General features: G+C 53.4%; 8 protein-coding genes and 1 CRISPR repeat array. All 8 genes read left to right on the top strand.

Translation table 11 applies throughout. The annotated features are described in order from the left end of the window. The first annotated feature begins 1 nt into the window (after position 1). Complete coding sequence (cas8g1, locus tag HCG48_RS16355; protein WP_168570109.1) at positions 2-2,332, top strand: type I-G CRISPR-associated protein Cas8g1/Csx17; 2,331 nt, start codon at positions 2-4, stop codon at positions 2,330-2,332. Beyond that, positions 2,322-3,272: a type I-G CRISPR-associated RAMP protein Csb1/Cas7g gene (gene cas7g, locus HCG48_RS16350; protein WP_168570108.1), complete on the top strand. Its 951-nt coding sequence runs from the start codon at positions 2,322-2,324 to the stop codon at positions 3,270-3,272. The genes cas8g1 and cas7g overlap by 11 nt, the downstream gene beginning before the upstream one ends. 27 nt (positions 3,273-3,299) lie before the next feature. Further along, positions 3,300-4,850 carry a type I-G CRISPR-associated protein Csb2 gene (gene csb2, locus HCG48_RS16345; RefSeq protein ID WP_168570107.1) on the top strand — a complete coding sequence of 517 codons (1,551 nt, stop codon included), beginning with the start codon at positions 3,300-3,302 and terminating at the stop codon, positions 4,848-4,850. 251 nt (positions 4,851-5,101) lie between these two features. After that, positions 5,102-8,129: a CRISPR direct-repeat array (repeat unit 37 nt; unit sequence GTTTCACTGTCCCTTTTTGGGACAGCCCCATTGAAGC). A gap of 262 nt (positions 8,130-8,391) precedes the next feature. Next, positions 8,392-9,570, top strand: a complete 1,179-nt coding sequence (locus tag HCG48_RS16340; RefSeq protein WP_168570106.1) for a serine aminopeptidase domain-containing protein — start codon at positions 8,392-8,394, stop codon at positions 9,568-9,570. A 242-nt stretch (positions 9,571-9,812) separates the two neighbouring features. Beyond that, complete coding sequence (locus HCG48_RS16335) at positions 9,813-10,604, top strand: HAD family hydrolase (RefSeq protein WP_168570105.1); 792 nt, start codon at positions 9,813-9,815, stop codon at positions 10,602-10,604. A gap of 96 nt (positions 10,605-10,700) precedes the next feature. Beyond that, positions 10,701-12,752, top strand: a complete 2,052-nt coding sequence (gene bchD, locus HCG48_RS16330) for a magnesium chelatase ATPase subunit D (protein WP_168570104.1) — start codon at positions 10,701-10,703, stop codon at positions 12,750-12,752. A 101-nt stretch (positions 12,753-12,853) separates the two neighbouring features. After that, positions 12,854-13,888: an alpha/beta hydrolase family protein gene (locus HCG48_RS16325; protein WP_168570103.1), complete on the top strand. Its 1,035-nt coding sequence runs from the start codon at positions 12,854-12,856 to the stop codon at positions 13,886-13,888. A 9-nt stretch (positions 13,889-13,897) separates the two neighbouring features. Further along, on the top strand, positions 13,898-14,353 hold the full coding sequence (locus HCG48_RS16320) for a GNAT family N-acetyltransferase (RefSeq protein ID WP_168570102.1): 456 nt from the start codon (positions 13,898-13,900) through the stop codon (positions 14,351-14,353). The last annotated feature ends 38 nt before the right edge of the window (positions 14,354-14,391 follow it).

The following is a 14,391-nucleotide window of genomic DNA, read 5'->3' as shown; positions in this document are numbered from 1 at the left end:
GATGGATCTTGCATTACCCGGCGCTCGCCCGGACTCGGTGGCCAGCTATCTGAAAGCTTTGGGCATCCTGCGCCTCCTTCACGAACAGCATCGTGCTCGCATGAAGGGCAGTTGGCAACGTCAGGTTGTCGTCCAAGAGTCAAGCTGGATGGCCTCTTTTGAAGCATCGCCGGATGGAAATATCGAGAGTGATGTGTTTGTCCTGACCGGGGCGATCGCGGCTGACGAGCTCGTTAACTTCTTCCTGTGCGAGTACGAACCCACTCCCATACTTTCACCGTGGAACGGCAGCACGGGTTTTTATCCGAAAGATAACAAAAAGACCCTCGATGCCGTGCGACAGTCGCAGACTAAGCGGTTAACCGCTTATCGCGAGACGATCGCGATCGCCCAACAGATTGTCAACGAGATGGGCCTGAAGAAACAGCCCAGTGGCGACGATAAAAACAAACTGATCCGTCAACTGCGCGATCGCTTGCCCGACCTGGCCGTGCGCTGGATCGATACCTGTGCTTTGGTGTCCAACGATGACATTCAATATCCACCACTGCTGGGAACGGGTGGGAACGATGGCAACTTCGAGTTCAGTCGCACGTTTCAGCAACAGCTTCAGAATCTCATTGACTTTAAGACGGGAAAACCGACCGCCGACGCTGAAACCTTATTGAAAGCGGCATTATTCGGAGAAACGCTACCCGGTTTGTCATTCTCTGGCAAAATTGGTCAGTTCGATCCGATCGCCGCCGGAGGTGCCAATGCCGCACCGGGATTTGAAGGAAAATCTCGGGTCAATCCTTGGGATTTCGTGCTGATGGTGGAAGGAACGCTGACGTTTCAGGCACGGCTCACGCGCAAGTTCGAGTCGTCTACTCACGGTGCGTTGACCTATCCCTTTGCTGTGCGACCTACCCCGATGGGGTACGGTACTGCGGCTGAAGACGAAAATATTCGAGCTGAAACTTGGATGCCCTTGTGGTCGCGACCTACCCGATTTGACGAACTGCATGTTTTCTTCGGCGAAGGTCGAGCCAAGGTGGGAGAGCGGCACAAAACGGGGGTAGACTTTGCGTTGGCTGTTGCCGATCTCGGCAAATTTCGCGGGATCGATGCCTTCGTGCGCTACAGCTTCCAAGAGCGTAACGGATTGTCCTACTTTGCCGTACCCCTGGGAGAATTTCGTCCTCGCGATCGATCTGGCGATTCCTCGACGACCAACCTGTTATCCCCTATTCTCCCGTGGCTCGATCGCTTTCGTCGCGTTGCCGAACCGAAAGAAGCCCCCGCCGCAATCAAGCGCGTTCATCGCTTGCTCGAAACCCGGATTGTCGAATTCGCCCAAGCCGAAGCCCAACCGGGAGCCAGAGGCAACAATGCTCTCGCCGTATTAGTCGCCCTCGGCGAAGTCGAGCAAACACTCGATCGCTCTCTCACTTGGGTGCGCGAGGTGCATCTACCGCCGATCCCGTGGTTGCGCAGTCGGTGGGTCGAAGCCTGTAATGATGATTCTGTCGAATTTCATCTGGCGTTGGCACTGGCGGGACGGGGGCTGTATCGGAAAGTCGTAGACGACCCCGAGACGCAATTGCCACGATTAATCGATTATCCCGAACCCGATCGCGGTTTGCGTCAACGGTTGGTTCGGGTGCGCGGTTCCCAATCAAAACCAAGTTGGAAAGATTCCGATGCCATTACCGTTTGGCAAGGGGGAACCTTGACGGACAATTTGTTGATCCTGCTGCGACGAGAGGAGATCGAAGCGCAGCAGGGTCAAAAACAGGAATCGGCTCAGGACGCAGACCCGACGAATTCTCACTCTCATTCATCGTCGCATCCCGCCACTGCTCGGCTCCGAGATATCCAAGCTTGGATCGATGGCACTGTGGATGACAGGCGCCTGGAGGCGATCGCGCGAGGACTGGCACTGGTCAAACGTCATCGGTCAACCCAGGGGAAAGACTCTCGGGAAGAGATTAACGCAGTTCCCGCCGCCTTTGCTCTCCTCGAACCCGTCGTCCGGCGAGTCGTACCCGCTCCAACCGAAGAAGGTACACTCTCGAAAGACAGTAAGATTGTCCTCCCTCGGGTCAGTGGATTGTGGAGTCGCTTAGAGGTCGGCGATTGTCAGACTGCGACAGAATTAGCCATTCGCCGACTCCGTGCCAGTCGTTTTCGATTAGCCGTCAGACCATTTGAGCTTCGGCGCGATCGCACTCGTCGAATCGCCGCAGCCTTGGCGTTCCCCATTGCCGAGGAGACATCGCGGCAGTTGCTCGATCGCATTTGTTATCGCATCGTGGAAAACAAGGAAGAAAAAAAGGAAGATGGACTTTAAAGCCTTAGAAAACACCAATCGTTTGTTAATTGAAGCCGACTTAAAGCCGTTGCAAGGCACGCGCTTTCAACCCACGGGATTTCCCGATCTCGGTGCGGCTACCTATCAACTTCCCGATACAAATCGGACGGAGATGGTGTTGTTGGAATCTGCTCAGAGTGTGGCCAATCGTCTCGAAAACACCATTTGGGATGAAGCCGCGCAAGATGTCATCGAACCCCTACGGGGTATTTCTTATGTGGTGGTGAAACAAGACGGTGAGGTGCTGACGAATTCGTTACTGGAAGCTCATCGGATTAACTCGTTCTATTTACTCGAAGGTAAAGACAAGAGTTTTCTAAATGACTTGAAATCAGAACTCGACGCGCTGGATAAAAAAGGGGCGATCGATCCGCACAAGCTGGCCGTAACTTTAGCGAAGTACGATATTAATTCACTGCTGCACGGTGTCTTTCTAGCGAAGAAAGAGTTAGCGGGCGGACGCTTTCGCTTAGCTCGGGCATTATCCGGTTTTATTGAAGCCTATAACGTTCGTCCCGTACAGTTTGGCGGCGTCAAGCTCGATCGCGTCGATCCTAAAGCAGAGGCCAAAAAAGGCGGGGGAAACATTCCCTACGCTCGCACGGAGTACACGGCGGAGGCAATTACGGCGTTCTTCAGCCTCGACCTGGCGCAACTGCGAAACTATCGTCTTGGCGACGATGCCACTGATTTATTGATTGCGATCGCCTTATATAAAATCCGCAGTTTCCTCGAAGACGGATTGCGGTTGCGAACGGCTTGCGACCTCGAATGTACGGACATTCGCGTGACTCGTCCCGAGAAGTTCACCCTACCGAAGCGAGACGAACTCACCACGCTTCTGCCTAAATTGGTCAAAGCAGCTCGCCCATTATTTGACGACGAACCCGTGAGGGTCGTGCAATACAAAGAAGCCTAGAAGACACCGAAGCAAGGGAAGAAATAGATGAGTGTGACGTTATCGATTCGCTTCCTCACCGGGCGCTTTCACGCCACGCCGTGGAATCATCAGGTGAACGAAGGCATTGTCGAATATCCCCCGTCGCCGTGGCGTATCTTGCGGGCTTTGGTATCGGCTTACTATTATCTGAGCGATCGTCCGCCGCGCGATCGATTGTGCCAACTGGTGACCCAACTCGCCGATTCCCTGCCGTCGTATCGGTTGCCGCCTCATACTACGGCCCATACTCGGCACTATATGCCACTTCGCAAAGAAGGGAAAGAGACGACGACTAAGGTCTTGGATACGTTCGTCGTCTTCGATCGCGCGACGACGATTCCTGAAAAAGCGCCGGAAATTCAAGTGGTGTGGCACGATGTCGAACTCGACGACAAGCAGCGTCAACTGCTCGAATGTCTGTGTCACCAGTTGACCTATCTCGGTCGTGCAGAGTCCTGGTGTGAGGTGTCCCCGTGCTACACCACGGCGACGGCGTGCAACGCCCGCCCCCTGGGGGCGTATGAGGTGGCGGCGGGCGAAACGACGCGCATTCTCGTTCCCCTCTCTCAGTCGGAGTTTGAGGGATTTAAGACGGCTTTAGGCAACGTCGAGCGACCCAAACGCGCCAAGTGGCGGATTCCCCAGGATCTCCTCGATACCTTAGAAGTGGATATCGGCGAATTGCATCGTCAAGGGTGGAGTGGGGTTCCCGGTGCGCGATGGGCGACTTATACGATCGCGAACAACTCGAACAATGTTAGGGGATGGTCGGTTACTGAGCGACAGGCGATCGCGCGTCCGACCCTGGCGCGATTTGATTTGAGTTCAAATGTGTTGCCCCCTCTGACCGAAGCCCTCGCCGTCGGGGAACGATTTCGACAAACGTTAATGAGTCGCAGCGATGACGGTTCGCAAGCGATGGAAACGTTCTCAGGTCGGCGGAAAACGGGTGAGAAGCGCCAGAATCAACGTCACGCTTGGTATTTACCAGAAGACAGCGACGGCGACGGACGGATCGATCGCCTTTGGGTGTTTGCGGCGGAAGGGTTCGGCGAGGATGCAGTTCGGGTCTTGTGTGGGTTGTCCAAAGTATGGGCAGGTAAAGCGTTTGAAGTGCAAACGCGGTTGACGGGACTCGGAACGCTGGAGGATTATCGTAGTACAACCATAAGACAATCTCGTTCCCTGCTCGGGTGCAGTCGCATTTGGCGATCGCTCACGCCGTTTGTGTTACCGCGTCATCCGAAGAAGAAAATCGATCCAGATACCGGATGGCAGGTCGATGGGGTACAGTGGCAGGCGAAGCACCTGATCGACCATTTGCGATCGGTATGGGCGATCGCCCCTCTGGCAGACGTTCGTGTTTTGAGCGACTCCGATATCGATTGTCCCTATCCCTGGCACGCTTTCCGCCGCCGCCGCTCTTCGGGGAAAGGTCATCAATCCTCAGACCGAGGGTATTGGATTGAGTTAGAGTTTGAGAAGGAACAATGCGGACCGATCGCGATCGGCTACGGCGCGCATTTCGGACTGGGGTTGTTCGTGCCCGATCTCTAATTTTTTGGCGGGGGAAAGCGGGAGAATTGGCAATGAGCTGTAATTCCTCTGAAACCTTGAATGAGCAAGGAATACGGCGATCGGTCTCCAAAAATCCCCCGCCAAATTGCTGTATTCTTTATGGGATAAGGTTTTTGGCCATCGATGTGCTACAATCTCTCAGGACGGCGATCGCTGAAATGAAGTTTTTTCAGTCCCCCGCCAAACTGCACCTTGAAAACTCTATTCCATCAGGGTTTCAGAGGGTAGCAGTTTCACTGTCCCTTTTTGGGACAGCCCCATTGAAGCCTGACTTTCCGAGCTTCGACTCGAAAAGCTGCCCCAGGTTTCACTGTCCCTTTTTGGGACAGCCCCATTGAAGCTACCCAGACCGCGTCCGAAGGCCGGAAAGTCCCAAGCGTTTCACTGTCCCTTTTTGGGACAGCCCCATTGAAGCCCTAGGTAGGAGTTGAGTTTCAGGTCGATTGGACGAGTTTCACTGTCCCTTTTTGGGACAGCCCCATTGAAGCGAGCCACCATTGGGAAAAGTTCCAAAGTATACAACAGTTTCACTGTCCCTTTTTGGGACAGCCCCATTGAAGCTCTTTTCCCATTATACTTAAACCACTACAGACGCCTTCAGTTTCACTGTCCCTTTTTGGGACAGCCCCATTGAAGCGAGGCAAGCGGCGGCCATCGAGTGGATAGATCCGATGTTTCACTGTCCCTTTTTGGGACAGCCCCATTGAAGCATCGCGAAAAACGATCGCCCAACCAGGAGAAAAATGATGTTTCACTGTCCCTTTTTGGGACAGCCCCATTGAAGCTATGCTGCATCAAAGGCCGAGGCTGAGAGAGTCCTGTTTCACTGTCCCTTTTTGGGACAGCCCCATTGAAGCCTCCCCATGACCCCGGAGCAACATTGCCGCCGATGGGTTTCACTGTCCCTTTTTGGGACAGCCCCATTGAAGCACATCCCAAAATACGAGCAGCTTAGTCTTCTACTGGTTTCACTGTCCCTTTTTGGGACAGCCCCATTGAAGCACGGTTCGGGGGATCCGTCGAGCGCTTCCGGAGAGTGGTTTCACTGTCCCTTTTTGGGACAGCCCCATTGAAGCGGCTTCGTGTTTACCTTTTAAAGATACGTTGCAAATGAGTTTCACTGTCCCTTTTTGGGACAGCCCCATTGAAGCACGGGAATTGCGAAAGACTCGACCAATCAGGAACCATGTTTCACTGTCCCTTTTTGGGACAGCCCCATTGAAGCTCGGACTCTCCCGCCGTTGACATCCTCCCCTATTGCGTTTCACTGTCCCTTTTTGGGACAGCCCCATTGAAGCGGATTCCACCCCTACCGGGTCAATCTCCTCGTGCGTTTCACTGTCCCTTTTTGGGACAGCCCCATTGAAGCATCAAAAGGAACAATCAACTATGTCTAATCAATTAATCAAGTTTCACTGTCCCTTTTTGGGACAGCCCCATTGAAGCTATGCTGCTACTACTAATGCGGCATCTCAAGCCCTGTTTCACTGTCCCTTTTTGGGACAGCCCCATTGAAGCGAGCTCCGCAGTTGGCTAATGTCGGGAACGGGAGCGAGTTTCACTGTCCCTTTTTGGGACAGCCCCATTGAAGCCGATAATTTTTTAAAATCTTACGAAAACGCCAGAACGTTTCACTGTCCCTTTTTGGGACAGCCCCATTGAAGCCTAAAGCCGAAATGCTAGGGCAGAAAGTGCGACTGTTTCACTGTCCCTTTTTGGGACAGCCCCATTGAAGCTCTCACTTTTGAACGAAAGCTTGACAAACATCACCGTTTCACTGTCCCTTTTTGGGACAGCCCCATTGAAGCGCCGAAATTCTCATGGGAGAATAGATCGCACCCTGGGTTTCACTGTCCCTTTTTGGGACAGCCCCATTGAAGCGGGTGCTATCTAATTATCAATGGGCGTAGGGAGCGTTTCACTGTCCCTTTTTGGGACAGCCCCATTGAAGCGCGAACTTTTTGGGACTGGAGATCGCAGATCCCAGGTTTCACTGTCCCTTTTTGGGACAGCCCCATTGAAGCGGTCCAATTTTGATCATCCAGGTGGAGGGGATAGATAGGTTTCACTGTCCCTTTTTGGGACAGCCCCATTGAAGCCTCTACTTCCTTTTTTTTTGTTCGTATGCTTCGATTATGTTTCACTGTCCCTTTTTGGGACAGCCCCATTGAAGCCCGAGGATGCCCAGACAGGTGGCTCCGAGGATGACTGTTTCACTGTCCCTTTTTGGGACAGCCCCATTGAAGCAGTGCGGCGATTCCCGTCCCGGACACCGCGTTCCGTTTCACTGTCCCTTTTTGGGACAGCCCCATTGAAGCCCTTACTCGGTGACCGACGATTCGGATTTTTTTGGGTTTCACTGTCCCTTTTTGGGACAGCCCCATTGAAGCAATGCCAAGCTCGAAAAATGGCGCCCATTCCTAAGGTTTCACTGTCCCTTTTTGGGACAGCCCCATTGAAGCGCTCAGGTCGCGACCAGAGAGGTTGATTTTCGACAGTTTCACTGTCCCTTTTTGGGACAGCCCCATTGAAGCTAGCCATAGTGGACGTAGTACGAGTAAGGCACAGGGTTTCACTGTCCCTTTTTGGGACAGCCCCATTGAAGCTACTCGGTAACCCCTAGTATTGGAGAATGGGTAGGTTTCACTGTCCCTTTTTGGGACAGCCCCATTGAAGCGCGCCCAGAGAGGTTGGTGCCAGACAGGTCGGAATCTGTTTCACTGTCCCTTTTTGGGACAGCCCCATTGAAGCCTCCCTGGAATGAGAGAAAATACTCGTCGGGATCCGTTTCACTGTCCCTTTTTGGGACAGCCCCATTGAAGCATTTGGGATCCAATCAGTGCGGAGTATCCAGATGAGTTTCACTGTCCCTTTTTGGGACAGCCCCATTGAAGCTCGTAGGCCTCTCCCCGAGCCTGCCGGGATTGGATTCCCGTTTCACTGTCCCTTTTTGGGACAGCCCCATTGAAGCCCTACCGTCAGAGCTACCGGAGGGTTGAAGGGTGTTTCACTGTCCCTTTTTGGGACAGCCCCATTGAAGGGCCCTATTCTTTGTCGCCGTCGGCGCGCGATCGGTTTCACTGTCCCTTTTTGGGACAGCCCCATTGAAGGCCAATATATTCCCTTTCTTTTTTATGTTTTATATATTGTTTCACTGTCCCTTTTTGGGACAGCCCCATTGAAGGAATTATTAATAGAACTCGACCCCGAATTAATGAACCGTTTCACTGTCCCTTTTTGGGACAGCCCCATTGAAGCACAATCCTGGACTCTCTACGATTGTCAGTTGGAGTTTCAGTACATCTAACTGACCAACCTATCAATAGCAAAAAAATTATTATGTTTTATGTTTTGCTCAATAAAAATTGTATGGCTTAAAAATTGTATGGCTTACTGATGCCCGATCGGTGAGGCGATCGAAGAAGTCACCCGAGTGCAGGGGCTACGAACCCCTGACACGGCTTTGCTCGAATGCTATAACGTAGGTGGTCTTTTTTATCAATTTTGAAGTCGCCGGGTTATGACCAATACAGACTCTTTCGTGACTCCGACCGAGGAACAGCTTCGCCGTACCAAAGAAGCGATTAATGCTTATCTAGAAACGATCGCCCGTCACGGCGATCGCCGCGAGTGGGCTTATCCTTATTATCTCTTTCACGATCCGGGAAAACCCATTCGCGGCACGGTGATGATGTTTCACGGATTCAGTGCCAAACCTCACCAAATGTGGCGGCTGGCCGACTATCTTTTTCACAATGGATTTAATGTTTATCAAACCACTTTAGCAGGGCATCATTTACTTCCTCCCCATCAATATTGGCCCCAGGTCGATCTGAAGCCGGAAATCTACGATCCCCTCCGCAAAAAGGTAAAAAAAGATCCGGTTCTCAATCAGTTTTTTAATAATATTTCCGACAATCCTAGTGGGTTCACTCAGCCGAGTGCGCTGCAACAAAAAGCCCTTTTAGCACGGTTGTTAATTCTCGAACCGCGTTTGTTGAACATCATGCAGGCGATCGAACGCGAGGATGAGGACGAGTTCGATCGCTATTTCAATTCGTCTCACGAAGATTATTTGACTTGTGCGAGTCAGCGTCTGCACGAAATTTCGGAGTTACCCGGTCCGGTGTATGCGGTCGGTTTGTCCGTCGGGGGTGCGGTGGCGCTGGCGGTGGCGGCGAACCACCCGGAAACGGTGAAGGGGGTGGTCGCTTACGCGCCGTTGTTGAAGATTTACGGCGATCGCCGTCGCTACGTCAATCTCGCCGGACCGTTGGATATTGCCGAATTAGGCTGGGATCCGCAGTTAAAATTCCCCGTGGGTTGTCTGACGGCGGCGGATCGCTTCGGACGTACTGCCGTTCTCAATTCTAAGGCGATCGCCGCCCTCCAAAATATCCCGACATTTCTGGTGCTGACGGAAAATGAGGATGCGGCGGATATCGAAACCAATCAAATGCTGTTCGACAAAATTGGCGGCGAAGCTGGCGGACACCGTTCTTACTTCTATCCCGCCTCCGATTTAGTCCCGCATCCGATGGTCGATCCCACTGAAATTAGTCAGGGAATGAGTAACCGCTTCTGGCGCAGTCTCTATCAAGAAACTTTGCGTTTCCTAACCAAAGGAGAGATCGACGCCGATAACATGGGCAATGTAGAGCAAGACCCAGATCTTCCGCCAGTTCCCGACGCGAACTGAACGTTGAGATTTGCCGCGATCGCCGATCCGGTCGCGAACCGTAGAAAATCTCTATGTCCGTATCCAAGATTGAGAGAATTGCCCGGTCGATTCTCTCAATCTTGGTCAAAATCTGCACCCTCTCCCTTTTTATTGACATAAGATTTTTCAATAGAAAAATAGGTATTAACCGCATGAAATCTTATCTTTAATCTGCTAGTGTAAAGATACATTGCAAAAAAAAGCGCAACTATCGTCTGGTGATGAAACCGACTCGCCCCTATTTAACTCCCTATTCTCCCTCTGTTAAGACCGAGGGACCGTTGGCCGATTGGACCGTCTTTTGCGACTTTGACGGACCGTTAATCGACGTTTCGGAACGGTACTACAGCACCTATCGCTTGGGCTTAGCAAAAACGGAAGCGGTCTACCAGGCGCGATCGCAGAAATTGCCCTTACAAATCCTCAGTAAAGAGCAATTTTGGCAAATGAAGCGCGATCGCGTCCCCGATGTCGAAATCGCCAGACAGTCCGGACTCGACGACGAACAAACCGACGTTTTCCTCGGTCAAGTTCACGAAATCGTCAATCAACCCCACTTATTACACAAAGACCGCTTGCAACCGGGAGTGCGTTGGGCCTTGGGTTTGCTGCACTGCCAAGGCGCCCGGTTGGTGTCGGTCACCTTGCGCCACCAAGATCAAGTCACGGACATCTTGGAAAAAACCGGGTTAGCTCCCTTATTTAGCGGCATTTGGGGAACGGACGATCTCGCGCTGGCCTATCAAAACTACGCTGAAGTGAAAACGCACTTACTCGCCGAGGCGATCGCCGAACATGGCGTAGACCGCGATCGCGCCTGCATCATCGGCGACACCGAAGCCGACATCCTCGCCGCTAAAGCCGTCGGCATCCCCTCAATTGCAGTCACTTGCGGCATTCGCAGCGCTAACTATCTGAGCCAGTTCAAAGCCGATCGCACCTACAGCGACCTCGTCGATGCGGCCCACGCGCTCTTACAAAACGCCCTTTGTCCCCAAATCTGCGCTTGCTAAGGCGCCTCTCAAATCGCAGGCGATCGTCGGGATTGTTAACCCGATGCACTCGACGATCTAGTACAGTAAAAGACTGGACTCCCAACCCATTAGATCATGCCTGCGCCCGTAACCCGTTCTAACTTAACGACGTTTCCACTGACCGCCGTGGTCGGACAGGAAGCGATCAAAATGGCTTTACTATTGACAGCCGTCGATCCGGGGTTGGGGGGAGTCGCGATCGCCGGACGACGCGGTACGGCCAAATCAGTCATGGCCCGTGCGATCCACTCCCTCTTACCCCCGATCGAAATCGTCAAAGACTCGATCGCCAACTGCGACCCGACCCATCCCGAAGAATGGGACGACTACACCCTCGAAACCTATCCGCGTAACGCTCAAAACGGCGTCAGCGCCACGGATAGCGTCCCCACGGAAATTATCCCCACTCCCTTTATCCAAATCCCCCTCGGCACCACCGAAGACCGCTTACTCGGTTCCGTAGACGTAGAACAATCGGTCAAACAGGGGGAAACCGTTTTTCAACCGGGCTTACTCGCCAGCGCCCATCGCGGCGTCCTCTACGTCGATGAAATCAACCTCCTCGACGACCAAATCGCCAACTTACTGCTGAGTGTCCTCACCGACGGTCGCAACCAAATCGAACGGGAAGGTATCAGCTTTCAACACCCCTGCAAGCCCCTCTTCATTGCCACCTACAACCCCGAAGAAGGCCCCTTGCGCGAACACTTGCTCGATCGGATCGCCATTACCCTGTCCGCCGATGGGGTTTTGGGATTGGACGATCGCGTCATGGCGGTGGAACAAGCCCTTTCCTACGCCAACTCCCCTCAAACCTTTTTAGACCAGTACGCCGAGGATCTCGAAAACCTCAAAACTCAGATCCTCCTGGCCCGGGAATGGCTCAAAGACGTCGTCATCAGTCACGATCAAATCGCCTATCTCGTAGACGAAGCGGTGCGCGGGGGGGTCCAGGGCCATCGCGCCGAACTGTTCGCCGTCCGCGTCGCCAAAGCCTCCGCCGCCTTAGACGGACGCAACACGGTTAACGCCGACGACTTGCGCCGCGCCGTGGAACTGGTCATCGTCCCGCGATCGACGATCGTGCAGACCCCTCCGGAAGAAGAACAACCGCCGCCGCCGCCACCACCACCGCCGCCGCCGCCGGAAGGGGAACAAGAACAAGAACAAGAGGAAGAAGAAGAACAAGAAGAAGAAGAACCGCCGGAACAGGAAGAACAAGAACAAAGCATCCCGGAAGAGTTCGTTTTCGACCCCGAAGGGGTGATTATCGACCCGGCGATGATGTATTTCGCGCAAATGGCGAAACGCAAGGGCAAAAGTGGCGCGCGCAGTATTATCTTTTCTGAAGATCGCGGGCGCTATATCAAGCCGATGTTGCCCAAAGGTCAGGTGAAACGGGTTGCCGTGGATGCCACCTTGCGGGCGGCGGCGCCGTACCAAAAAGCCCGACGGGAACGCTATCCGGGACGCAAAGTGATCGTGGAACAATCGGATTTGCGATCGAAGCGGATGGCGCGCAAAGCGGGATCGTTGGTGGTGTTTCTCGTGGATGCTTCCGGGTCGATGGCTCTCAACCGGATGCAGTCGGCGAAGGGTGCGGTGTTGCAATTGCTGACGGAAGCCTATCAAAATCGCGACCAAATCGCGTTGATTCCTTTCCGTGGGGAACAGGCGGAAGTGTTGTTACCGCCGACGCGATCGATTACGACGGCGCGGCGCCGCTTGGAACGGATGCCCTGTGGGGGCGGTTCTCCGTTAGCCCACGGGTTGACGACGGCGGTGCGCGTCGGGATGAACGCCCAGCAGTCGGGAGATATCGGTCAGGTGTTGATCGTGGCGATTACCGACGGACGGGGGAATATTCCCCTGGCGCGATCGCTCGCGGAACCGATGGAGGAAGGAGAAAAACCGGATCTGAAGGCGGAACTGTTGGAAATTGCGGGGAAAATCCGCCTCGCGGGGATGCAACTGCTCGTGATCGATACGGAGAATAAATTTATCTCCACCGGATTTGGTAAGGAGTTAGCCAAACAAGCGGGCGGAAAATACTATCATTTGCCCAAGGCGACGGACCAAGCTCTCGCTGCTATGGCGAAAGGGGCGATCGCCGACGCTAAAAGGTAAGGGAAAAGGTGCGGTTTGCTCTGGGTTCCCTTGAAATTTAGGGCAAAGCGCACTGTTTCGATCCTCCATTCCCGGTTGTTTTTCCCGGAGGTTGTTTGCTGATGTCTAGACTTTTCGCCCTCGGGGCGATCGCCGCCCTCGCCGCCGTTTCGGTGACGTTGGTTCCCCATTTTTTGGCCAATTCCCAACCCGTGGAACGGCCCTCGGAACCCGCGATCGCTCCAGTTGCGATCGAGACTCCTTCCCCGGTACCGATGCAGACCGACCGCGACCCCAGCCAACCGTTGTATGCCAAAGTCGATCGCTTCAAAACCACGATTCCCGGCTACAACGATCCGGCAGATATCTACTATCCTCAACCCTCGCAACTTGCACCCGCAGACCGTTTACCCGTCGCTTTGCTGATTCAAGGGTTTAATGTGGATGCGGCTTATTACTCGCAATTTGCCACTCAGATCGCCCGTTACGGCTTTATCGTGGTGGTTCCCAACCACCTGACGACCATCCGCGATCGCGAGGAATTGTTCCCGCAAGTGGGACAGGTGACCGATGTTTTGAGGTACGTTAAAGCGCAACAGCATCATGCCAATTCTCCGTTATTTAAGATTACCGATGCGGAAAAATTGGTGTTGATCGGTCATTCTCAAGGGGGATTTATCGGGTTAGATGCCATTCGCGAGGCGTGCGATTTACCCTGGTGTGAAGGTCCTTATGAAAGACCGAAAGAATTACTCGCCGGGGTGTTTTTTGGTAGCGATTTATGGGAAGATGGCGAATATTTGAAAGTTAACAATGCGGGAATTCCGATCGCCCTCATTGCCGGAAGTCGGGACAGTTTAATTCGCGCCGAATCGATCGAAAAAACATATAATAATATTGAGAGTCCGCCCAAGGCGTATATCGAAGTACGCGGCGCCAATCATTACGGGTTGACCGACCTCGACAATCCCCCCGGATCGCCCAATGAAAAGAGCAGTTCTACTCTCGATCGCGCCGTCAGCTTGGAGACGATCGCCCGGTGGACTGCGGTGTTTTTGCGCGCTTACGCCCTCGACGACCGGGCGGCCCTCGCCTACCTGGGCGATCGCGGTCCGAGGGAGGATCCGAATGTCCGCGTCCGATGGCAAGGGAATTGAGGGGCGATCGTGACTGACGCTTTACCCCCGGGATGCACTCTCAGACGCGCTCGAAAGTCCGATATCTGGACGATCCGGCGTTTGGTGTTTTCGGAAAAGTTGGACCCGACCCAGTTGGACTGGCGGCAATTTTGGGCGATCGAGTTCGAGGGAAAGACGATCGCTTGTGCTCAGTTGCGATCGATCGACGGAGTTCGGGAGTTGGGGAGTTTGGTGGTCGTTCCGTCCTGGCGCGATCGCGGTTTGGGGTCTTATTTGGTTCGCCATTTAGTCGAGGGAACGAGCGAACCGATTTATCTGGAATGTATGGGATATTTAGCCCCATTTTATGCTCGCTTGGGGTTTGTAGAAATAGGGTGGCGATCGTTACCAAAACCGTTAAAAGTTAAATTTGGATTGGGTCAATTCGCTTCAAGATTTCTCCCGATCGAGGTCAAAATTATGCAATATATTCATCGTGAATGAGCAATTCACTCATCGGCGATCGAGCGGAATCGAAAAAC

Origin of the sequence: Oxynema aestuarii AP17 (genome assembly GCF_012295525.1) — a bacterium.
GTDB lineage: Bacteria > Cyanobacteriota > Cyanobacteriia > Cyanobacteriales > Laspinemataceae > Oxynema > Oxynema aestuarii.
This window is presented reverse-complemented; position numbering and strand designations above follow the sequence as displayed.

What these genes read in the sequence shown, in the direction of transcription:
- HCG48_RS16340 (WP_168570106.1), top strand. Translation starts at nt 8,392, where the DNA reads ATGACCAATACAGACTCTTTCGTGACTCCGACCGAGGAACAGCTTCGC.
- HCG48_RS16325 (WP_168570103.1), top strand. Translation starts at nt 12,854, where the DNA reads ATGTCTAGACTTTTCGCCCTCGGGGCGATCGCCGCCCTCGCCGCCGTT.
- cas7g (WP_168570108.1), top strand. Translation starts at nt 2,322, where the DNA reads ATGGACTTTAAAGCCTTAGAAAACACCAATCGTTTGTTAATTGAAGCC.
- HCG48_RS16335 (WP_168570105.1), top strand. Translation starts at nt 9,813, where the DNA reads ATGAAACCGACTCGCCCCTATTTAACTCCCTATTCTCCCTCTGTTAAG.
- bchD (WP_168570104.1), top strand. Translation starts at nt 10,701, where the DNA reads ATGCCTGCGCCCGTAACCCGTTCTAACTTAACGACGTTTCCACTGACC.
- csb2 (WP_168570107.1), top strand. Translation starts at nt 3,300, where the DNA reads ATGAGTGTGACGTTATCGATTCGCTTCCTCACCGGGCGCTTTCACGCC.
- cas8g1 (WP_168570109.1), top strand. Translation starts at nt 2, where the DNA reads ATGGATCTTGCATTACCCGGCGCTCGCCCGGACTCGGTGGCCAGCTAT.